General features: G+C 58.7%; 17 protein-coding genes, 1 tRNA gene and 2 pseudogenes. 13 read left to right on the top strand and 7 right to left on the bottom strand.

Annotated elements, in window-relative coordinates; genetic code table 11:
• The first annotated feature begins 4 nt into the window (after nt 1-4).
• The 12 genes from AC07UI_RS00260 (at nt 5) to AC07UI_RS00315 (ending at nt 12,354) form a co-directional block, all read left to right on the top strand.
• Nucleotides 5-81 (top strand) — tRNA-Ile (locus AC07UI_RS00260).
• A gap of 281 nt (nt 82-362) precedes the next feature.
• A complete protein-coding gene (locus AC07UI_RS00265) occupies nt 363-1,274 on the top strand; it encodes a sugar ABC transporter substrate-binding protein (protein WP_494990573.1) in 912 nt (303 codons plus the stop codon).
• 78 nt (nt 1,275-1,352) lie between these two features.
• On the top strand, nt 1,353-1,814 hold the full coding sequence (locus tag AC07UI_RS00270; protein ID WP_008067391.1) for an Lrp/AsnC family transcriptional regulator: 462 nt from the start codon (nt 1,353-1,355) through the stop codon (nt 1,812-1,814).
• A 208-nt stretch (nt 1,815-2,022) separates the two neighbouring features.
• On the top strand, nt 2,023-3,705 hold the full coding sequence (locus AC07UI_RS00275) for a flavin monoamine oxidase family protein (protein ID WP_494990574.1): 1,683 nt from the start codon (nt 2,023-2,025) through the stop codon (nt 3,703-3,705).
• A 12-nt stretch (nt 3,706-3,717) separates the two neighbouring features.
• On the top strand, nt 3,718-4,512 hold the full coding sequence (locus AC07UI_RS00280) for a carbon-nitrogen hydrolase family protein (RefSeq protein ID WP_494990575.1): 795 nt from the start codon (nt 3,718-3,720) through the stop codon (nt 4,510-4,512).
• A gap of 48 nt (nt 4,513-4,560) precedes the next feature.
• A complete protein-coding gene (pqqF, locus tag AC07UI_RS00285) occupies nt 4,561-7,035 on the top strand; it encodes a pyrroloquinoline quinone biosynthesis protein PqqF (RefSeq protein WP_494990576.1) in 2,475 nt (824 codons plus the stop codon).
• A 154-nt stretch (nt 7,036-7,189) separates the two neighbouring features.
• A complete protein-coding gene (gene pqqA / locus AC07UI_RS00290; RefSeq protein ID WP_020295432.1) occupies nt 7,190-7,264 on the top strand; it encodes a pyrroloquinoline quinone precursor peptide PqqA in 75 nt (24 codons plus the stop codon).
• Between the two features lie 71 nt (nt 7,265-7,335).
• Nucleotides 7,336-8,247 (top strand): pyrroloquinoline quinone biosynthesis protein PqqB, encoded by a 912-nt coding sequence (pqqB, locus tag AC07UI_RS00295; RefSeq protein ID WP_494990577.1) that lies wholly within the window; start codon nt 7,336-7,338, stop codon nt 8,245-8,247.
• A gap of 137 nt (nt 8,248-8,384) precedes the next feature.
• A complete protein-coding gene (gene pqqC, locus AC07UI_RS00300; protein ID WP_494990578.1) occupies nt 8,385-9,137 on the top strand; it encodes a pyrroloquinoline-quinone synthase PqqC in 753 nt (250 codons plus the stop codon).
• Nucleotides 9,134-9,409 (top strand): pyrroloquinoline quinone biosynthesis peptide chaperone PqqD, encoded by a 276-nt coding sequence (pqqD, locus tag AC07UI_RS00305; protein ID WP_494990579.1) that lies wholly within the window; start codon nt 9,134-9,136, stop codon nt 9,407-9,409. The genes pqqC and pqqD overlap by 4 nt, the downstream gene beginning before the upstream one ends.
• A complete protein-coding gene (pqqE, locus tag AC07UI_RS00310; RefSeq protein WP_494990580.1) occupies nt 9,381-10,553 on the top strand; it encodes a pyrroloquinoline quinone biosynthesis protein PqqE in 1,173 nt (390 codons plus the stop codon). The genes pqqD and pqqE overlap by 29 nt, the downstream gene beginning before the upstream one ends.
• Nucleotides 10,519-12,354, top strand: a complete 1,836-nt coding sequence (locus AC07UI_RS00315) for a S9 family peptidase (RefSeq protein WP_494990581.1) — start codon at nt 10,519-10,521, stop codon at nt 12,352-12,354. Before pqqE ends, AC07UI_RS00315 begins: the two co-directional genes overlap by 35 nt.
• Nucleotides 12,355-12,404: 50 nt before the next feature.
• Here AC07UI_RS00315 and AC07UI_RS00320 read toward each other — a convergent pair whose 3' ends face one another.
• From AC07UI_RS00320 to AC07UI_RS00335, 4 genes and pseudogenes are all read right to left on the bottom strand, one after another.
• Nucleotides 12,405-12,725, bottom strand: coding sequence for a helix-turn-helix domain-containing protein (locus AC07UI_RS00320; RefSeq protein WP_494990582.1), 321 nt, complete (start codon nt 12,723-12,725; stop codon nt 12,405-12,407).
• A pseudogene (locus tag AC07UI_RS00325) lies at nt 12,718-13,094 on the bottom strand (type II toxin-antitoxin system RelE/ParE family toxin). Before AC07UI_RS00325 ends, AC07UI_RS00320 begins: the two are co-directional and overlap by 8 nt.
• A gap of 220 nt (nt 13,095-13,314) precedes the next feature.
• Nucleotides 13,315-13,635, bottom strand: a pseudogene (locus AC07UI_RS00330) (aspartate aminotransferase family protein); the annotation flags it as partial.
• Nucleotides 13,632-14,330, bottom strand: a complete 699-nt coding sequence (locus AC07UI_RS00335) for an MOSC domain-containing protein (RefSeq protein ID WP_494990583.1) — start codon at nt 14,328-14,330, stop codon at nt 13,632-13,634. The pseudogene AC07UI_RS00330 and the gene AC07UI_RS00335, both read right to left, overlap by 4 nt.
• Before the next feature lie 101 nt (nt 14,331-14,431).
• On the opposite strand from AC07UI_RS00335, the gene AC07UI_RS00340 reads away from it, so the two are divergent.
• The gene (locus tag AC07UI_RS00340) at nt 14,432-15,361 is read left to right on the top strand and encodes a LysR family transcriptional regulator (RefSeq protein ID WP_494990584.1); all 930 of its coding nucleotides are present in this window, start codon (nt 14,432-14,434) and stop codon (nt 15,359-15,361) included.
• A gap of 249 nt (nt 15,362-15,610) precedes the next feature.
• Here AC07UI_RS00340 and AC07UI_RS00345 read toward each other — a convergent pair whose 3' ends face one another.
• From AC07UI_RS00345 to AC07UI_RS00355, 3 genes are all read right to left on the bottom strand, one after another.
• Entirely contained in the window at nt 15,611-17,389 is a 1,779-nt protein-coding gene (locus AC07UI_RS00345) for an acyl-CoA dehydrogenase C-terminal domain-containing protein (RefSeq protein WP_494990585.1), read from the bottom strand.
• Nucleotides 17,390-17,582: 193 nt separating this feature from the next.
• Nucleotides 17,583-18,872, bottom strand: coding sequence for a GGDEF domain-containing protein (locus AC07UI_RS00350; protein ID WP_494990586.1), 1,290 nt, complete (start codon nt 18,870-18,872; stop codon nt 17,583-17,585).
• A 386-nt stretch (nt 18,873-19,258) separates the two neighbouring features.
• On the bottom strand, nt 19,259-21,403 hold the full coding sequence (locus tag AC07UI_RS00355) for a cytochrome-c peroxidase (protein WP_494990587.1): 2,145 nt from the start codon (nt 21,401-21,403) through the stop codon (nt 19,259-19,261).
• Nucleotides 21,404-21,974 lie beyond the last annotated feature (571 nt).

Here is a 21,974-nt window from a genome sequence, read left to right on the forward strand (position 1 = left end):
ACCAGGGCCTATAGCTCAGTTGGTTAGAGCAGGGGACTCATAATCCCTTGGTCGCAGGTTCGAGTCCTGCTGGGCCCACCAAACAAAAAAGCCGCGCACTGCGCGGCTTTTGCGTTTCTGCGATTCAGCGTTTACTCAGGCAACGCATAAGCAATCACATCATGCCGACCGGGACTTGCCGCAGTCCAATTGCTGCAAGAAATCTCATGGACGGTTCCGAGATCAGCCGCAGGCACGCGCCTCACTAAAAACATAAAATTCCAGCCCGTATTGATCTGGAATATTTATTTCAATAGTGTGAGACCCATAACTCCTGAGCGCAGCTTTTCTGCACCACCCGACAATAAAAAGGATCAAACGACATGATGCGTTTTCTCGGCTGTGTATGCGCACTGCTGCTGTCCGTTTCTGCCCAGGCCGAGTTACGCATCGGAGTCACTGTGGGTCAGTACGACAATTACATTTCCTATCTGGTGCAGGCCATGCAGGACCGCGCCAAACAGGTGCCGGGCGGTGCCAGGTTGCAAATTGAAGATTCCGGCAGCGATGTGGTGCGCCAGCTGAGTCAGGTCGAGAGCTTTATCAGCCAGAAGGTCGACGCGATCATCGTCAACCCCGCCGATACCTCGGCCACCAGGAAGATCAGCGAGAAAGTCATCGCTGCCGGCATCCCGCTGGTATACATGAATAGCCGCCCTGAAGTGGAAACCTTGCCGGCCGGCGTAGTTTTCGTCGGCACCGACGAGCACGCCATCGGTCGCATGCAAATGCAATACCTCGCCGAGAAGATGGGCGGCAAAGGCAACCTCGCGGTGATACTCGGGCGCCTCGCCCACAGCGATACCGGCAAGCGCACCAGCGGGGTCAAGGAGGTACTGGCCAAGTACCCGCAGATCAACATCGTCGAAGAACAATCCGGCGATTGGCAGCGCGAGAAAGGCATGGACCTGATGAACGAATGGCTGACCAAAGGCCAGACCATCAATGCCGTGGCCGCCAACAATGACGAGATGGGCATCGGCGCGGCCATGGCCCTGCGTCAGGCCGGGCGCGATGACATTCTGGTGGGTGGCATCGACGGTACGCCTGATGGTTTGCAGGCGCTGAAAAAAGGCCAACTCGCTGTCAGTGTGTTCCGCGACCCGGTGGCGATTGGCGCAGGCTCCCTCGACGCGGCCGTGAAGCTGATCAACCACGACGCCCTGCAAGGTGATGTGTGGATCGCTACGCAACTGGTCACACCACAAAACTACGCACAATTGCAGCGCAAGTAAGCGATTCGCTCCTGTGAGCATCGGTGCGTGCGAGTCTGTAACATGCTCGTCCACTGATGCATGCTGCCGGAGAAGACCTTGCCTGACACCCGCCCTCCCGTTCTCGACGAGATCGACCGCCAATTGATCGCGGCGCTGCAGATCAACGCCCGTGAAAGCGTCGCCATGCTTGCCCGGCAGCTGGGCATTGCCCGCACCACCGTAACCTCACGCCTGGCGCGGTTGGAAAAGGCTCGGGTGATTACCGGCTACGGCGTACGTCTCGGTCAGCGGGTGGTCGATGGCGGGTTGCAGGCGTACGTCGGGATCACCGTGCAACCGCGCTCCGGCAAGGAAGTGCTGCGACGGCTCAGCGCCATGGCTCAGGTCCAGCAACTGTGTGCGGTCAGCGGTGAGTTCGATTACGTGGCGTGGCTGCGCACCGACTCGCCGGAACAGCTCGACCAGTTGCTCGACCAGATCGGCAGCGTCGATGGCGTAGAGAAAACCACGACCTCGATCATCCTCAGCAGCAAGATTGATCGTGGGCAGCCGGTTTAAGGGTTTAACCGAGCCTTTGGGGACGGCGATTATCCCCTGCGCACATTGAGCCAAACATTCATTTAGCTCAACATTCTCGTCATATTGCTCAATAAGCATCCAGATTGACGACACATTGCGTCTTATTAACGTGCTCCAGGCTCCCTAGAATGGCTGTCATCTTTTCCTATACTCAGCGCTCAACGCCGAGTCGACAGCAAGGTCAGCCATGAACAAGAATAATCGCCATCCTGCAGACGGTAAAAAACCGGTCACTATTTTCGGCCCGGACTTCCCCTTCGCTTTCGATGACTGGATCGAGCACCCGGCAGGCCTGGGTAGCATTCCGGTGCAAAACCACGGCGCCGAAGTGGCGATCGTCGGTGCCGGGATCGCCGGGCTGGTGGCGGCTTACGAGCTGATGAAGCTGGGCCTGAAACCCGTGGTGTATGAAGCCTCGAAAATGGGTGGCCGTTTGCGCTCTCAGGCCTTTGAAGGCGCTGAAGGAATCATCGCCGAACTGGGCGGCATGCGCTTCCCGGTGTCGTCCACCGCGTTTTACCACTATGTCGACAAACTCGGCCTGGAAACCAAACCCTTCCCCAACCCACTGACGCCCGCCTCGGGCAGTACAGTGATCGACCTCGAAGGCCAGACCCACTACGCACAAAAACTCGCCGACCTGCCGGCGCTGTTCCAGGAAGTCGCCGACGCCTGGGCTGATGCACTGGAGGAAGGTTCGCGCTTCGGCGAGATCCAGCAAGCGATCCGCGACCGCGATGTGCCACGTCTCAAAGAGTTGTGGAACACGTTGGTCCCACTGTGGGATGACCGCACGTTCTACGACTTCGTCGCCACCTCCAAAGCCTTCGCCAGGTTGTCGTTCCATCACCGCGAAGTGTTCGGCCAGGTGGGCTTCGGCACCGGTGGCTGGGATTCGGACTTCCCCAACTCGATGCTGGAAATCTTCCGCGTGGTCATGACCAACTGCGATGACCACCAGCACCTGGTGGTCGGTGGTGTCGAGCAAGTGCCGCTGGGCATCTGGCGCCATGCACCCGAGCGTTGTGCTCATTGGCCGGAAGGCACCAGCCTGAGCTCGCTGCACAGCGGCGCACCGCGTACCGGGGTGAAACGCATTGCCCGCGCCGCCGATGGCCGCTTCAGCGTCACCGATAACTGGGGCGACACCCGCGAATATGCTGCGGTGCTGACCACCTGCCAGAGCTGGTTGCTGACCACCCAGATCGAGTGCGAAGAGTCGCTGTTCTCACAGAAAATGTGGATGGCACTGGACCGCACGCGCTACATGCAGTCGTCGAAAACCTTCGTGATGGTCGACCGGCCATTCTGGAAGGACAAGGACCCGCAAACCGGTCGCGACCTGATGAGCATGACCCTCACCGATCGCCTGACCCGTGGCACCTACCTGTTCGACAACGGCGACGATAAGCCGGGGGTTATTTGCCTGTCGTACTCGTGGATGAGCGACGCACTGAAAATGCTTCCGCAACCGATCGAAAAACGCGTGAAGCTGGCGCTTGACGCGTTGAAGAAGATCTACCCCAAAGTCGACATCGCGGCGCGCATCATCGGCGATCCGATCACTGTGTCCTGGGAAGCCGATCCGCATTTCCTCGGCGCCTTCAAGGGTGCACTGCCGGGTCACTATCGCTACAACCAGCGTATGTACGCGCACTTCATGCAGCAAGACATGCCCGTTGAGCAGCGCGGGATCTTTATCGCGGGCGACGATGTTTCATGGACGCCGGCGTGGGTTGAAGGCGCGGTACAGACGTCGTTGAATGCAGTGTGGGGCATCATGAAACACTTCGGTGGCGAAACTCATGCGCAAAACCCGGGCCCGGGCGACGTGTTCCATGAAATCGGCCCGATCGCACTGGCCGAGTAACGGGAGTCCGATATGCGCGTAGCTCTCTACCAATGCCCGCCGCTACCGCTGGATGTAGCGGGTAATCTGCAACGTCTGCAAAAACTGGCGATGAAAGCCAAGGACGCTGATTTGCTGGTGCTGCCGGAGATGTTCCTGACCGGCTACAACATCGGCGTCGAGGCGGTCGGCGCTCTGGCCGAGGCGCGAGACGGGGCCTCGGCGCAACACATTGCGGGCATCGCCAAGGCTTCGGGTATCGCCATTCTCTATGGCTACCCGGAGCGGGCCGATGACGGTCAGATCTACAACGCCGTGCAAGTGATCGATGCCAAGGGCCAAAGCCTGTGCAACTACCGCAAGACGCACTTGTTCGGCGAACTCGATCACTCGATGTTCAGTGCCGGCCCGGATGAATTTCCATTGGTGGAATTGAACGGCTGGAAACTCGGCTTTTTGATCTGCTATGACCTGGAGTTCCCGGAAAACGCCCGCCGTCTGGCCTTGGCCGGTGCCGAGCTGATTCTGGTGCCGACTGCGAATATGGTGCCGTATGACTTTATTGCCGACGTCACCGTCCGCGCTCGCGCCTTCGAAAACCAGTGTTATGTGGCCTACGCCAATTACTGCGGCGATGAAGGTGACATCCACTACTGCGGCCAAAGCAGCATTGCCGCACCAGATGGCACTCGCATCGCCCAGGCCGGTCTCGATGAAATGCTGATCGCCGGAACGCTGGATCGTCAGTTGATGCTCGACTCCCGCGCTGCCAATCGCTATTTCCTTGACCGCCGCCCCGAGCTTTATGGCGACCTGAACAAGCGCTGATCGGACATTATCCGCTAGCATGAGTGCTTCTCTGTTCTGGAAGTGCTCATGCCCGCGCTGAACCACCCCCATCATCACACTGAAACACTGGCCAACGGGCTGCAGGTTTCACTGCGTCACGCACCACATTTGAAGCGCTGCGCAGCCGCGTTGCGAGTTGCCGCCGGCAGCCACGACGTGCCGCTCGCCTGGCCCGGGCTCGCGCACTTCCTCGAACATCTGTTATTTCTTGGTACCGCGCGTTTTCCCGCAGACCAAGGATTGATGGCCTACGTGCAAGGTCACGGCGGACAAGTGAATGCGCGTACCAGCGAGCGCACCACGGATTTTTTCTTCGAATTGCCTGCACAGGCGTTTGAAGGTGGAGTCGAGCGTTTGAGCGACATGCTTGCCCACCCACGCCTGCACCAGGCCGATCAACTGCGCGAACGGGAAGTGCTGCACGCCGAGTTTATCGCCTGGTCTCGGAATGCATCGGCGCAACAACAGTTCAGCCTGTTCAATGGCCTCTCTGCGGCCCATCCGCTGCGGGCCTTTCATGCCGGGAATCGCTATAGCCTGCCGGTACCGCACCCGGCTTTCCAGCAGGCATTGAGCGAGTTTTATCAACGCTTCTATCAGACCGGTCAAATGACCCTGAGCCTGGCTGGGCCACAGTCTGTTAGCGAGTTGAAGGCCCTGGCGGAGGCGTTCAGCGCAACCCTCGCCACCGGCCAGAAGGTGATGCAGAGTGCGCCACCCGCATTGATGGCGACCGCCGACACCCGTTATCAACAGGCTGGCGAGCACTGTCTGAACCTGCTGTTTGCCTTTGAGCAGCTGCCCGACTCATCACCCGAGGCGCTGGACTTTCTGTGTACGTGGCTAAACGCCTCAAAACCCGGCGGGTTGCTCGCCGGGTTACAAGGTCGCCAACTGATCGATACCCTGAAAACCGCGCCGCTGTACCAGTTCGCCGGGCAAGCGTTGTTGAACATTGAATTCACACTCACCGCCAGCGGATCGAAACAACATCCGTTGATTCATGAGCTGTTTTTCGACTGGCTCAGCTTCTTCAACGAGAACGCTGACTGGCCTCAATTGCGCGAGGAATATGCCTTGCTGCAACAGCGCAGGCAGCAGGTCAGCGGCGCACTGGAGCTGGCCCGTCTGGACAAAGAGCAATGGGAGCCGGGCTTGAGTGAACAAGGTGTCGCCGCGCTCAAAGCACTCTTGAAGCAGATGCAGCCAACCTCTGTAGATAAACCAGCAGGCGCCTGGCAGCTGCCACCGCCCAACCCCTTTCTACGCCAAGTCACTGCACCCGCCCGGGCCGGGCTGATTCGTGGGCAAACCAGCGCTCACCGCGGCCTGCGGACCTTTGCCCAGGATCGCTCGCGCGGGCGGCGTGATAATTCGAGCATGCTTTTCAGCCAGCAACTGCCAGACAATACCGGCGAAGCCGCTGTTTACCTGCGCTGGCGCCTGGACTCTGCGATGCAGGCCAGCCTTCAGCCGAAGCTCGAAAGCAGCCTGTCGGACTTGCGAGAAGACGCCCGTCAGGCCGGTGTCGATTTTTCCTTCAGCGCGCAGGGCAATGAATGGCTGCTGAAACTGTCCGGCGTTCATGGGCCGATGCCGGCGATTCTCGAACAGGCGTTGCAGCGTCTGACAAAACCCGACGCCGACTTCTGGCAAGAACATGGCGAGCCAACCAGGACTCCCCCGCTGATCCCCATTCGGCAGTTGCTAAAAGCACTGCCCGAGCATTGCCAGGGATATTTCCAGCAACCAGCGCAGCAGGCAGTCACTGTGACCGAACTGCAACAACTCTGGTCAAGCGCTCACTGGGATGGGTTGGCACTAGGTTTGCCTGCCCACACACAGACCGCGATCAGTGGCGCACTGAACCGAATGCCGGGCATCCCCGACAACCAGGTATCACCTGCGCGATCGATTCGCTCACAGCGTCTATGGAGTGAGGTGCCAACCGAGTCCAGCGAACACGCGCTGTTGCTGTTCTGCCCGACACCCACCCAGGACATTGCCGACGAAGCCGCCTGGCGTTTACTCGCGCAGGTTTGCCAGTCACCTTTCTACCAGCGCCTGCGGGTGGAGTTGCAACTGGGTTATGCGGTCTTCAACGCGGTGCGGCAGATCAATGGGCAAACCGGGCTAGTGTTCGGCGTGCAGTCGCCAGGCACTTCATTGCGCGACATCCTCGAACACATCGAAATCTTCCTTCAGCGGATTCCTGAACTAATCTTGGCTATTGATGATTCGTCTTTCATTCACCAGCGTCAGACACTCGCGGCACAATTGGACAGCAGCGCCCTGCCCGTCGCCCAAGCCGCTGAACTGCTGTGGCAAGGCAGATTGGCCGGCCATCCGCTGGATTACCTGGAGCCATTGCACAAGGCTGTTTTGACGCTGGACCGACGCACAGTGCTGGACGCCGCTCACCGACTGAATCAGGCCGAAGGCGGCTGGAGGTGTCTAGCCAACGGGCCGTCCCCGGATGACTCCTGGCAAGTGGCAAAATGATCATTACCGGGCTGCAATAAGCTTGCTTCAAGAGCGGAGGCTAATCACCAGCTGGAACTTGCCAAGATAGCCACCTGAGCATCTGAAATCTCCCACTGGAGGTGGACTCTATGTGTAGGTGTCAACTGTCCCACCCACCTGAAGGAGCAACACCATGTCCTGGTCCAAACCCGCTTACACCGACCTGCGTATCGGCTTTGAAGTCACCATGTACTTCGCAAACCGTTAATTTGTAGCGCAGTGCAACGCCTCGGCCAGCCGGGGCGTTTTTATGTTCAGCTTCTGTGTGAAGGAGCGGTCATGTTTGTCCGGATTCTGGGTTCCGCTGCCGGCGGCGGTTTCCCGCAGTGGAACTGCAACTGCGTGAACTGTGCAGGCTTTCGCGACGGCAGCCTGAGGGCCGAGGCGCGTACTCAATCATCCATCGCGATCTCCGATGATGGCGTGAACTGGGTGCTGTGCAACGCCTCGCCGGACATCCGCGCACAGTTGCAGAGTTTCGATCCGATGCAACCGGGCCGCGCCCTGCGCGATACCGGGATCAGCGCGATCATCCTGATGGACAGCCAGATCGATCACACCACCGGCCTGCTCAGCCTGCGCGAAGGCTGCCCGCATCAGGTCTGGTGCACCGACATGGTCCATGAAGACCTGAGCACCGGCTTCCCGCTGTTCACCATGCTCACTCACTGGAACGGCGGGCTGAGCTGGAATCGTATCGGGCTCGACGGCACATTCACCATCCCGGCCTGCCCGAACCTGCGCTTCACCCCCCTGCCGCTACGCAGCGCCGCGCCGCCCTATTCGCCGCATCGCTTCGACCCGCACCCCGGCGACAACATCGGACTGATCGTCGAAGACCTGCGCACCGGCGGCAAGCTGTTCTACGCCCCTGGCCTGGGCAAGGTCGACGCACCGCTGCTGGAAATCATGGCTGGCAGCGACTGCCTGCTGGTGGACGGCACGATGTGGGATGACGACGAAATGCAGCGTCGTGGCGTCGGCACCCGAACCGGTCGGGAAATGGGACATCTGGCACAGAACGGCCCCGGCGGCATGCTGGACGTGCTGGAGCGGTTGCCCAAGCAGCGCAAAGTGCTTATCCACATCAACAACACCAACCCGATACTCGATGAAGACTCGGCCGAACGTGCCGAACTTGTACGACGAAATGTCGAGGTGGCTTACGACGGAATGAGTATTGAGCTGTAACAGGGATCGTCTCACGATCAATCGCGGGCAAGCCTCGCACCTCCTGAGACCGCAATTCCCTGTGGGAGCGAGCTTGCTCGCGATGGCGCCCGACCAGACGACATAAAAATTCACGGTTGTTCCGCTGGAGAACCGAAATGCCTGACACACCGCTGTCCCCCGCCGAATTCGAACAGGCGCTACGCGCCAAGGGCACCTACTACCACATTTATCACCCCTACCATGTGGCGATGTATGAAGGCCGGGCGACCCGCGAGCAGATCCAGGGTTGGGTCGCCAATCGCTTTTACTATCAGGTGAACATCCCGCTCAAGGACGCCGCGATCCTGGCCAACTGCCCGGATCGGGAAGTGCGCCGCGAATGGATTCAGCGTCTGCTCGACCACGACGGCGCGCCCGGTGAAGAAGGCGGCATCGAAGCCTGGCTACGTCTCGGCCAAGCCGTCGGTCTGGACCCGGATCAGCTACGCTCCCAGGAACTGGTCTTGCCCGGCGTGCGCTTTGCCGTGGACGCCTACGTCAACTTCGCCCGCCGGGCCCGTTGGCAGGAAGCTGCCAGCAGCTCGCTGACTGAACTGTTCGCCCCGCAAATCCACCAGTCGCGACTCGACAGTTGGCCACAGCATTACCCGTGGATCGACCCGGCCGGTTATGAGTATTTCCGCACTCGCCTGGGCCAGGCTCGACGTGATGTAGAACATGGTATGGCGATCACTCTGCAGCACTACACTACTCGGGAAGGCCAGGAGCGCATGCTGGAAATTCTCCAGTTCAAACTGGACATCCTTTGGAGCATGCTCGATGCCATGAGCATGGCCTACGAACTGAACCGCCCGCCTTATCACAGCGTAACCGGGCAACGGGTCTGGCATAAGGGAATCACCCTATGAGCTTCGATCGCGGCAAGATCCCGAGCTGGCGGACCGGCTACCGTTACCAGTACGAACCAGCGCAAAAGGGCCACGTGCTGCTGTACCCCGAAGGCATGATCAAACTCAACGAGAGTGCCGCGCTGATAGGCGGCCTGATCGACGGTGGGCGCGATGTCGCGGCAATTATTGCCGAACTGGACGCCCGGTTCCCCGGCGTACCCGAGCTCGGTGACGACATCGAACAATTCATGGAGGTCGCCCGTGCCAAGCACTGGATCGAACTCGCCTGAGCAGGCTCAGCCGCTACCGCCCAGGCCTGAGATCGGCCTGCCATTGTGGCTGCTGGCCGAGCTGACGTACCGCTGCCCGCTGCAATGCCCCTACTGCTCAAACCCGCTGGATTTCGCTGAGCAAGGCAAGGAGCTGAGTACCGAACAGTGGATCAAGGTGTTCCGCGAAGCACGGGATATGGGCGCCGCGCAGTTGGGCTTTTCCGGTGGCGAACCGCTGGTGCGTCAGGACCTGGCCGAGCTGATCGGTGAAGCCCGTAAACTCGGTTTCTACACCAACCTGATCACCTCGGGCATCGGCCTCACCGAGCAGAAAATCAGCGACTTCAAGAAAGCCGGGCTGGACCATATCCAGATCAGTTTCCAGGCCAGCGACGAGCAGGTGAACAACCTGCTGGCCGGCTCGAAAAAAGCCTTCGCGCAAAAACTCGAAATGGCCCGTGCGGTGAAAGCCCACGGCTATCCGATGGTGCTGAACTTCGTCACCCATCGGCACAACATCGACAAAATCGACCGCATCATTGAACTGTGCATCGCGCTGGAAGCGGACTTTGTCGAGCTTGCCACCTGCCAGTTCTACGGCTGGGCGCAGCTCAACCGCGTCGGACTGTTACCGACCAAAGAGCAACTGGTTCGTGCCGAGCGCATCACCAATGAGTACCGCGCCAGACTGGAAGCCGAAGGGCATCCCTGCAAGCTGATTTTCGTCACCCCGGACTACTACGAAGAACGCCCCAAAGCCTGCATGAACGGCTGGGGCAGCCTCTTTCTCACCGTGACCCCGGACGGCACCGCCCTGCCGTGCCACGGCGCGCGGCAGATGCCGGTGCAGTTCCCGAATGTGCGCGACCACAGCATGCAGCACATCTGGTACGACTCGTTCGGCTTCAACCGCTTTCGCGGCTACGACTGGATGCCCGAGCCGTGCCGCTCCTGCGATGAAAAGGAAAAGGACTTCGGCGGCTGCCGCTGCCAGGCATTCATGCTCACGGGTGACGCCAGCAACGCTGACCCGGTGTGCAGCAAGTCAGAACATCACGGCGTGATCCTTCAGGCCCGCGAAGAAGCCGAACACGCTACCCAGACCATCGAACAACTGGCCTTTCGCAATGAACGAAACTCACACCTCATCATTAAAGGTTGAACCCATCAGCGCCGCCGAAGCCGTTGCTGCCGGTATCGACTTCGCTGAATTGCGCGTCGGCCCGCACGGCCTGTTCTGGAATGAATACCGTCCCGAAGACGCTACCTGCCGAATCTGGTACCGGCACGACGGCCAGGCCAGCTGCCTGACGCCGTCGGGGTTCAGCGTACGCAGTCGAGTCTATGAATATGGCGGCAGTTCGTTCTGCCTGAGCGTTGACGGGCTGGTGTTCGTCAACGAAGCGGATCAACAGCTTTATCGGCAATCGCTGCAAGGTGAGACGCCCCAGGCGTTGACCCAGGGCGAGTGCCGCTATGGCGATTTGCAGTTCGCTGACGGCCAGGTTCTGGCCGTCGAGGAAAACCACAATCAACACCGACTGATCGCTATCGATGTCGCCAGTGGACAACGCCGGTTACTGGTTGAAGGCGCCGACTTCTATGCCGCGCCGACCCTGAGCCCAAACGGTCAGCGACTGGCGTGGATCGAATGGAGTCGCCCGCACCAGCCGTGGACCTCTACGCGATTGATGGTCGCCGAGCGTCAGGCCGACAGCAGTTGGAGCGCGCCGCGCTGTGTAGCCGGTGATGCCACTGAAGAATCCCTGCAACAACCTCGCTTTGATGAGGCCAATCGCCTGTATTGCCTGACCGATCGCGGCGGTTTCTGGCAGCCATGGATCGAATCCGAATCAGGCTTGAACCCGCTCTCCAGCGCTGAAGCGGATCACGCACCCGCGCCTTGGCAACTGGGTAGCAGCACATGGCTGCCGCTGGGTGAAGGTGCCTATCTGGCGAGCTGGACCGAGAATGGTTTTGGCCGACTCGGACTGTGCCAAGGCGATGGTTCGCTACAGGATTTCACCGGCGACTACAGCCGCTTTCGCAATCTGGCGCTGGATGAACAGTTTATTTACTGCATCGCTGCGTCACCAATCAGCCCATCAGCGGTGGTCGCCATCAACCGCGACACTCATCGAGTCGAGGTGTTGGCTGGCGGCGTTGCGCCGTTGCCCGCCGACCAGATCAGCTGTCCGCGAACCTTGCGCTACCCAAGTGGCAAGGGTGAAGCTCATGGTTTTTTCTACCCCGCCATGAACGGCGCCACTAAACCGCCTCTGGTGGTGTTTATCCATGGGGGCCCAACCTCCGCCTGCTATCCGATGCTCGATCCACGCATCCAGTATTGGGTGCAACGGGGCTTTGCCATCGCCGACCTCAACTATCGCGGCAGCACCGGCTACGGTCGCGCCTATCGACAGGCGTTGCATTTGAGTTGGGGCGCAGTGGATGTCGAGGACGCTTGTTCGGTCGTCGCCTACCTCGCTGGACAAGGATTGATCGACGGCGAAAAAGCCTTCATTCGCGGTGGCAGTGCTGGCGGTTACACCACCCTGTGTGCACTGGCGTTTCAGAATGTATTTCGTGCCGGCGCCAGTCTGTACGGCGTCAGCGATCCGACCGCCCTGGTCCGCACCACCCACAAATTCGAGGGTGATTACCTCGACTGGCTGATCGGCGACCCCGAACAGGACGCCGAACGTTACAACGCCCGGAGTCCACTCCTGCACGCAGGCAATATCCGCGTGCCGGTGATTTTCTTCCAGGGTGAGCTCGACGCAGTGGTCGTGCCGCAACAGACCCGCGACATGATCAAGGCCTTGCAGGACAACGGCCTCCCGGCCGAAGCGCATTACTACCCCGATGAACGTCATGGCTTTCGCAAGGCCAGCAATCTGGCCCATGCGCTAGAGCAGGAGTGGTTGTTTTATCAGCGGGTGATGGAGCTGATGGATTTGTAATCAGTCGATGCCACCCAGGCGTCCCGAAAAGATCGTTCGAACGCGCCGCTTCAAGCGAGTATTTCGATACCGTACTTCTGCACGATACTCAGTAGCTTGAGCGCCATGCCACTGGGGTGCTTGTCACCCGACTCCCACTGTTTGACGGTGGAGGCGCTGGTATTCAGATAGCGCGCGAACACTGGCTGGCTGACATTGCTGCGCTCGCGCAATTGTTTGATTTGCTCCGCTGGAATTTCAGCAGGCACCGTCGCCAGGCATGATTCATCGAATTGGCGCATGGTGGTCTTGCTGATAGCCCCGACCGAAAGCAGAGCACTGGCCGAATCATGGATCGACTCAAGTGCTTCACTCTTGAATTTCCTACTCATGGTTTATCTCCACAAACTCTTTCATGTCCAACAACTGCTGGACTTGCCTGTCACTCAGGCCCTCATAGGCCTTGGCCAACTCCCGGAAAGCAACCAGCTCCGACCTGCTGATGTTGCTTTGGTTCTGCTTGGCAAACAAAAACTGAAAATCCAGTAACGACCACCCTTAGCCAAGACAATCGAGCGTTGGCGATATGCGTCCAAGCGTTTCTTCCACACTCCGCCGCCGAGATTGTCAGCCTGTCCGCTGAGCATTTCGCTGAATGCAGCAATCAGGGCTGCGTCGCAAATCAACGCTTTGCTGGCTTGAATCGCAAAGCGTTTGGTCTTGAATAACCTGAACATCATAGACATCCCTTTCACAAACATACCACTAAGTGGTATATATCTCCAATGTCAGCCACCGTGGAAACTTTTCGCAGCGGCAGCAGCCGTCCATGCCGATTCCGTTAAAAAGCCATTGTTCTAACAATCGCTCAAGCACGAGCTGGTGTTTCGCAAAGCGCGGAGACAAAAAAACGCCCCATGCAAAAAGAATCAGGCATGAGGCGACGCGTTATACCGCGAGACGGTTCGGGAGTCAGAGAGGGGCCAAATTGAGCTGAGCGCGATGGTGCAGACCGGCACCCGGATTGATCAGCGCCTGGGCCTGAGAGGCAATGGCATTCACCAACACCGAAGGGCTGTGACCAAGACTGTTGGCCGCACCAGCTTGAGTGAAATCCAGATACGCGCGGTCTGCGCTGTCCCACAGCCAGGAACCCTGGCCACGAACAAAAATCTGCCGGGGTCGTTCGACACTGGGCATCAGGCACTCGCTGGAAAGGTTATCGCCCCGGGATGACCAACACCGATCCGCCGTTAAATCATCAAGGCTTGGGGAATTGCGACGCAGGTTGAACAGACTCATGCACGCAGCCCCTCAAGCGGTAGGCCGAGCAAACGTGAAGACCAGTCTTCGACCCGGCCGGTGCGCATGCGCTTGATCGCAATATCGCGCCAGCGTGAGGACAGCGTCGGGCAATCCACCAGTTTCTTCAAACCTGCATGCTCCAGAGGCTCCTGATAAAAACAGCGTAAGGCCCAAGCCACGGTCAGCCCGGGGTAGCTGCGCTGGATCAGCTCGAATGGCTGATCGGAACTGACGAAACCAGGCTTGAGCACTCGATAGAACCATCCGCAACGACCTGTGTCCTGCGCCTGTTGCGGCAGAGACTGCAACCCCCAGCGATGGCTCAGGCGATAACACGGCGAACGCGGCTGGCTGATCTGCAGCAAAGAGCCGCCCCAGCGGAACATGTCGCCCAGACACACCTGCTCCTCCGTCAAACCATGGGTCGAGAGGTTTTCGCCGAACGCCGGTGCACACCAACCGATCTGTGGATAACGTTTGCGCCAATAGACATAGTGCTCGGCCGGGTAATGATGCAGAGCGCGTTCCGGGCCGGTGTGAAAACGCGGATCGCCATGCTCATCGCTGCCCAGGCCTTGCGGCCACAGCCAGAGTCGATTTTCAACCCGGTGCTTATCCGTATCGCTGATCAAACCTTGCCCGAGGTTTTTTGCCTTGCCTATGTAAACACCATCAACGTAAACGGTATTCATCGCGCTCTATGGCCCTGTAAGCCTTGTGAAGGCGGTTAGACTAGGCTTCTGAACGGCCATGGGCCATTTCGATTTTCCAGCTTCTTCGATAAGAATTACTTATGGATTTCAAACAACTGCGTTATTTCGTCGCGGTGTATGAAGAAGGCCATGTGGGACGGGCCGCAGAGCGCTTGTCAATCTCCCAGCCGGCGCTCTCGCAACAGATTCGCCAACTGGAACAGAACCTCGACGTCAGCCTGTTCGAGCGCAGCAGCAAACGCCTGTTGCCTACCCTGGCCGCCCACACCTTGTATAACCACGCCCTGCCCTTACTCGATGGCATGCAGCGGGCCCGTGAGGCGCTGCGCAACTTCAAGGGGCAGGCGCTGCGAACGCTGGCCATCGGCGTACTGCAGACCGTACACACCAGCCTGGTGCCACAAATGCTGGAGCGGGTGCGCAAAGCGCAACCGCACCTGGTGGTGCAGATCTATGAGCTGACGGGACTTGAAATCGAAAAACGGCTGCTTAACGGTTCACTGGACATTGGCATCAGCTATCTACCGCCGCGCCAACCGGGGCTGCAGGGTGTGCTGTTGTATGAGGATGAGTTGACCCTTGTCATCCCGGCCGAGCATCCGCTGCGCGAATTCAAGAAAGTCTCAATGAGCCAGGCTGCAGAATTACCAATGTTATTGCTGGGAGAGGAGTTCCAGGTGCGGCAGATCTGGCAGGCGCAATTGGCCAATCTCGGACGACGCCCGCAGGTGCAGGCAGAACTGAACAACATGGCCGGGATTCTCGACAGCCTGCCCCACACAAAACTGGCCACCGTATTGCCCGGCCGCTCCCGGCAGGAACACAGCAACAAGGCGTTGCTATGGAAACCGTTGAGTGAGCCGCGGGTACCGCTGAAAGTCGGTCTGGTGTGTCGCGATGTACAACGTCAGCAAGCCACGCTCGAACTTCTGCGCACTTTGCTGGAAGAGGTGATGAATGGCCCGGACGGACGGATGGCGAGCCCGGCAACACTGGATGTGCTGGGCTGAGAGCAGGTTCCTTGCCACAACAACTTTTCTCGCCACAAAAAGAAAACCCCGCCGAAGCGGGGCTTTGCAGACTGTTTCCCTGACATCCATTTCACTCCGCCATCCTGGCAGAATCCTACGTGTCCGTGTTGTTGCTTTGCGCTTCCTGCGCGACGTCCATGTGAAGTAGATTAGCTGTGGATCCAATCCTAGGCTATGGGAGAACGACAGTACGTAATGTAAGAGAATGCTTACATTAAGTAACATTCTTCAGAACTGCGCCGCATCCAGCAGAAACAGCGATTCACTGCCCGCCTTGACCGAAGCGCTCAGCGAGTGAATCCGCGGCAACAGGCGGGCGAAGTAGAAACGTGCCGTGCCCAGTTTGCTGGCGTAGAAGTCATCCTGCGCTTCCTTTCCGAATGCCGCCTTGGCCATCAATGCCCACATGTAGGCGTAGGCCATGTAGCCGAATGCCTGCAGATACTCGACCGACGCGGCGCCAATCTCGTTTGGATTGTTCTTCGCGCGGTCCAGCAGCCAGGCCGTCAGCTCGTCGAGGGTATCGACGGCATCATTCAACGGTTTGCTGAACTCGGCCAGGTCGGCACTGGCGGTCGCAGTGAAATGACGAATCTCGTCGGCGAACAGTCTATAGAACGCCCCGCCACTACCGACGATCTTGCGACCCACCAGGTCCAGCGCCTGAATACCGTTGGTACCTTCGTAAATCTGGGTAATGCGCACGTCACGAACCAATTGCTCCTGGCCCCACTCGCGGATATAGCCATGGCCGCCGAAGATCTGCTGGCCATGAACGGTGGTTTCCAGCCCCAGGTCCGTGAGGAATGCCTTGGCGACCGGCGTCAGCAAGGCCACCAGATCATCAGCGCGCTTACGGGTAGCGGCGTCTTCGCTGAACTTGGCGGTGTCCAGTTGCATCGCCACGTAAGTGGAGAACGCACGGCCGCCTTCATTCGAGGCTTTCATGGTCAGCAACATGCGACGCACGTCAGGGTGGACAATGATCGGATCAGCGACTTTGTCCTTGGCTTGTGGACCGGTTGGCGAACGGCTTTGCAGCCGATCACGGGCGTACTCGACCGCGTTCTGGTAAGAGCGCTCGCCAGACGCCAGGCCTTGAATGCCGACGCCCAGACGTTCGTAGTTCATCATGGTGAACATCGCCGCGAGGCCTTTGTTCGGCTCGCCGACGATGTAACCCACCGCCTCATCGAAGTTCATCACGCAGGTGGCGGAAGCCTGGATGCCCATCTTGTGTTCGATCGAACCGCAGGTCACCGGGTTACGCTTACCCAGGCTGCCATCGGCATTGACCATGAATTTCGGCACCAGGAACAGCGAGATACCTTTAGGCCCGGCCGGTGCGTCCGGCAGCTTGGCCAGCACCAGATGAATGATGTTTTCGGTCAGGTCGTGCTCACCGCCGGTAATGAAGATCTTGGTTCCGCTGACCTTGTAGGAACCGTCGGTCTGCGGCTCAGCCTTGGTGCGGATGATCCCCAGATCGGTCCCGGCATGAGGTTCGGTCAGGCACATGGAGCCCGCCCAGACGCCGGCGTACATGTTTGGCAGGTACGTAGCTTTGAGCTCTTCGCTGGCATGGGTGTTGATCGACACACAGGCGCCAGAGGTCAGCATCGGATACAAACCGAAGGCCAGGCTGGACGAGTTAATCATCTCTTCGACCTGGGCCGAGACCGCCTTAGGCATGCCCATGCCGCCGAAAGCAGGATCGCCACCGACACCCACCCAGCCACCTTCAGCGTAGGTCTGATATGCCTGTGGGAAACCTTGCGGCGTGGTGACCACACCGTCGCTCCAACGGCAGCCTTCTTCGTCAGCGTTACGGCTCAGCGGCGCGATGCTTTTGCTGGTGACTTTGCCGGCTTCTTCGAGAATCGCCTCGACGGTTTCAGCATCGACTGTGTCAGCCAGAGCAGGCAGTTCGGCCCAGAGTTTGGCGACCTCGAAAACTTCATTGAGGACGAAGCGCATATCGCGCAGGGGCGCTTTGTAGTCAGCCATGGCAAACCTCGTGAGAACTTGACAAGTGATTCGTAGGATCGGTTTTACGCTAGATCCCGAGTGTAACCGAACAACTTTTAAGACACATAGGGTCAGCTAGTGACTATTTTGTAAAGTTTAGTCATCAAGGCCAGGCTATAGATTTTCAGTGTAGGTGCGTATGTTTCGCGGGCAAGCCTCGCGGCGCCAACACTCAACCCGCAGCGGCGTCCATACGCACTGCGCCACGGCGGTTTTGACCGAATGCCATGACGCAGTTACGCCCCGCACCCTTGGCACCGTACAGCGCCTGATCCGCCGATTTGAGCACTTCTTCCGGGGTTCGTTGCTCGATCCGCTCGGCCACCCCGATGCTGACCGTTACCGAAACGCTGGAGGCCGAGGCGCCGGCCCGGCGCTGTCGCCCCTGCTGATCGTCCTGAGGGCGGCTGTCCTGGTTGCGCAAATGGATGTCGTAGGTAGCAATCGATTCGCGGATGACCTCAAGGTGCGGCATGCACTCTTCCAGGGTCTTGCCGGCGAATACCAGAGCGAATTCTTCACCACCGTAGCGATAGGCGCGTCCACCGCCGCTGATTTTCGACAGTTTGCTGGCCACCAGACGCAGCACCTGGTCGCCGACGTCGTGGCCGTGGGTGTCATTGAATTTCTTGAAATGATCGACGTCACCCATCGCCAACACATAGTTGCGGCCCAGGCGCTGCAAGCGTTCGTTCAGGGCGCGGCGTCCGGGCAGGCCGGTCAGCTCGTCGCGGAAGGCCATTTGATAGGCTTCGTGAGCGACCGCCGCAGCGATCATCAACATCACCTGGCTGCACATGATGTTCAGGGTGAACGGCAAAATGAAGGTCTTTGGCAACATCCAGAACAGCCCGAGCAAACCCACCAATTGCGCCGCATGCAACGGCCTTGGGTTGTTCCAGTACTGCACGGCCAGCAGCAGGAACGAGGCAAAGAACACCAGGTAAGACAACTGGATCAGACTCATCCAGCTGCCATACAACGCTGGCCAGCGGATCTCCGCCAACCAGGCCAGCAGCGCTTGCGGAAAACTTTGCTCCAGGCTCAGCGCGACACTGCCAGACACCAGCAACACGGCGAAGCGCGCCACCATGTCCTGAAACAAATGAGTGCGCTCCTGCCAGGCGGCGAACAATCCATACAGCAAAGGCAGCAGCAGGCAGCACAGATGGAACACTACCGCAGCGTCTTCACGGACTTTTCCGTTGTCGCGGTAATAGTCGGTCTGGGTGTCGAGCAGAAAATAGGCGGTGTACACCGTGACCATCAGAAACAGTTCACGCTGACGTCGATAAACCGCGCAGTAAGAACCGCCAAGCAACAGTACCAAGGTCGGCAGCACGTTGAACAACGAGGTGAAGAAGACGTTGAGATCCTTGACGTAGGCAGCCGCAAGCCCCGCGAGCAACAACAGTAATGAGGGCAAAAAATGACTGAAACGTACAGCGCTGGAACGCGGCAAGGGTAAAACTCCGACCCGGCAAATCAATAGATGGCATTGTGCCTGCATTTCTCGCAATTAAGCACACACAGAGTGACGCGCATCACACTGCACACCCTTTAACGGCAGCAAAAGCGTTCTACTTAGCGTTTTAGTCGGGATTTTTTTGCGATTAAGTCGGTGCTGCTGAGTCCTGCAGGAGCGAGCGGTGCGGCGATCCGACTTGCCCGCGAAACAGACGCTGCGGTCCTGCAGATGGACCGCATGATCTTTCATCGCGGGCAAGTCTCCCTGAAGCGCCGGTTTCCCGAGGTACCACCTGACCCGATTTCAGCTCGTCCTTGAGCCGGTAGCTCTGCCCGCAGACCTGCACGACGTGAGATCCAGCAGCACGGAGGTCATCCAGATCAAAGGTCGTTGTTGAACGGCTGCAAAGGCCCCTCTTTGATGGTGCGACCTTTTGCACCGACGGCTTTGAGCGACAACCGCGCATCTACCGCCTGCGAGCTCGTAATCTTGGGATTAATCGGCCGTCCCACCACGGAGTTTTCGTCACCCAACTCGCCTTGCGGAATCACAAGCGACGGATGATCGAATGGCGCTTGCTCCCAGGCGACCCGCGGATCGGTCAACCCGACCTCCAGGAACTTGACCAGTGCGTCCATTTCCGCGGGGGTGAAGTTTATAGGGGCAATATCCGGATCGAGGTTCGAGGTGTTGTGCTGATTCGCGCCGGGATTATCGAATCCACTGGTGTTGTTCGCATCCTGGCCACGCCGATCACCGCCGCGGTTGTAGAACTCAACGACCTGTTGGAGGGTCGCCCGGCTGCCATTGTGGAAATACGGCCCGGTCAAAGCGATGTTGCGCAGCGTCGGCACCTTGAAGGCGCCATCGACGGCATCGCGGAAGCCGATTTTGGGCGTGAGCGTCGGGTCACAGGGTATCGCCGAGCTCAATGGCACTGCGAACAAGCACACGTCGACAGTAAAAGGATCAGGCACCTGGCCGCCTTGCAGCATGGTGTTGTATTCGCGGGTGAATGACAGCGGGTTACCCCATGGATCCTTATCGCCGACCCCTATGTCCTCCGAGGTCGGGCGCACACCGATGTTGTAGAAGGAGTTGTCATAGAGCGTAGTCAGGCCGTCAGCCATCACCATACGTTCGACGAGCGCAAGGGGCGTGAGGTGCAAACGGGTGGCTGCGCCGGTCAATTCCGGCCCGCCGTGGCAATTGATGCACCTGCCCTTGCCAGTGAAAAGATTCATACCCTCGACTTGCTGGGCATTCAATGCCTGACTTTCACCCAGCAAATAGGCATCCAGCGGCGTATGATCCGAGACCAGGGTGGCTTCGTACATCTGGATCGCGAGCCCGAAGAAGAGCGGGAAATTGGCCTCCATCTGGCTATACGGCGCGCCACCCAGCGAAACCTGCTGCGTCGCGTTCCACAGCCGTGGCTGGAAGGCCTTCTGGACCAGTTCACGATAGGAAGGTCGGTGGCCGACAATGGGGGCCAATACCGAATCGGTTAATGAGATCTGCTGCTGCTTGAGTATCAGATTGTCGAGCATGCGTCGGCCGATGTCCGCGAAGGTGCGCCCGCCGCAGGACATTTCGACTGGGCTGCCGGGAGGTCCCACGGCCTGCGAGGCGGCAGAGGCATCCTTGAGTGCTAGCCGCACCTTGGCCGCAACCCCGCTGCTATCTCTGGTAACGAAGATGGCGGCATCGGGATCGCGATTGCCGAACGGCGAGAAGCCATTGAAGACGTTATTGGCCCGGCCATCCCAGAAATTGCGCACGTTGAAGACGGCGTTGATTACCGTAGGTGCGTTGCGCCCGGTACTACGACGGACATTGATGCCATTGACCTGGAAGATACCGTCCGGCTGCCGCTTGCAATCGTCGAAACGCGATTGACGCGGCTTGACGAAGTTGGCGTCGAACACGCCTTGTGAGCCGATCACATCGTCGGTCGAATAGAGGATCGGTGAATTGCGATCGAGCGGATCGGCCAGCACATGGGTCGGAAAGTCGGTTTTCTTGAGCGTGTAGTTCGGGCCGCCCTTGCCACCTGATCTGGTCGTGTATGAGGCCACGTCGCCAGGGATGTCGGACGCTGCGAACGGCTTGTTGAAGATCGACGCGACGTTCGCATTGGTGTTTCTCTGGCCGGGGTTGATCTGGTTGGTGATCCGGTGATCGGCCCCGGCGTGAAAGTGACAAGTCGCGCAAGCGGTGGAGCCATCGCTGCCGACCTCCATGTCCCAGAAAAGGGCCTTGCCCAATTGGATCGCCGCTGTGCGATTTTTCACGTAGTCGCCCATCAGAGTGACTTCGAATCCGTCTTCGGTTCCCGAGGGGTCGGGCGGTGTGATACCGCTCAGCGGCTGCAGGGTGGGTAGTACATCCACAAGCGGTGGAGCAGCGATCACTGGTGCTGTAGCGGCGAGGGCATTCTTGAAGGGCAGACTCACTACAACCAGGCCGCCTGCGATCGCGCAGGTCAAGCGGATAGTTCGATGGATGCTCAAGTGTTTCATCATGATGACACTCTCGTTCAATATGGGGTTGTCCCGTTGCGAGATAAACTCCTGGCCAGGAATCTTGCTGCTCGCGCGAGTTATAACTCCGATTGGAAGTTGGCTGACGTGAGGCGTAGTCGAACTGGCAAAGTGCTCTCTTGTTTTAGGCCTAATTGAAATGTTCTTTTGTCGCACCACGATAGGCGTCCAAGTGGACTCTAGCTGCAATGGAAAATTTTAGTAGTCGAATTTCAAATATTTTTTTATCGAACGGACCAAACGGACCATTTGTCAGCTTAAAAAAACTACCGAGCGCAGATGAGCAGCAACAATCAGAAAGAGCGGTTAAACCCCCTCAACTTCGGTGTGAAATTCCCCACTATTGGGTGCAATCCCCCAGCAGCATCCGCGTCTTGATTCACCCAGAATTTCAGCCAACAGCCAATGTTTACGGGGCACTCATGGCAAATTAAATATTTTTCATACGGCTGGCAGAGTAAATGCAGAGTGGGTTCACCCCATCCATAAAAGTTGGAGAGTCGGGAAATAACAAGTGCCCAATTTGCGTGATGATATGGACCGTTGGTTTGCG

It is taken from the genome of Pseudomonas sp. GW821-FHT04C07 (genome assembly GCF_059420325.1).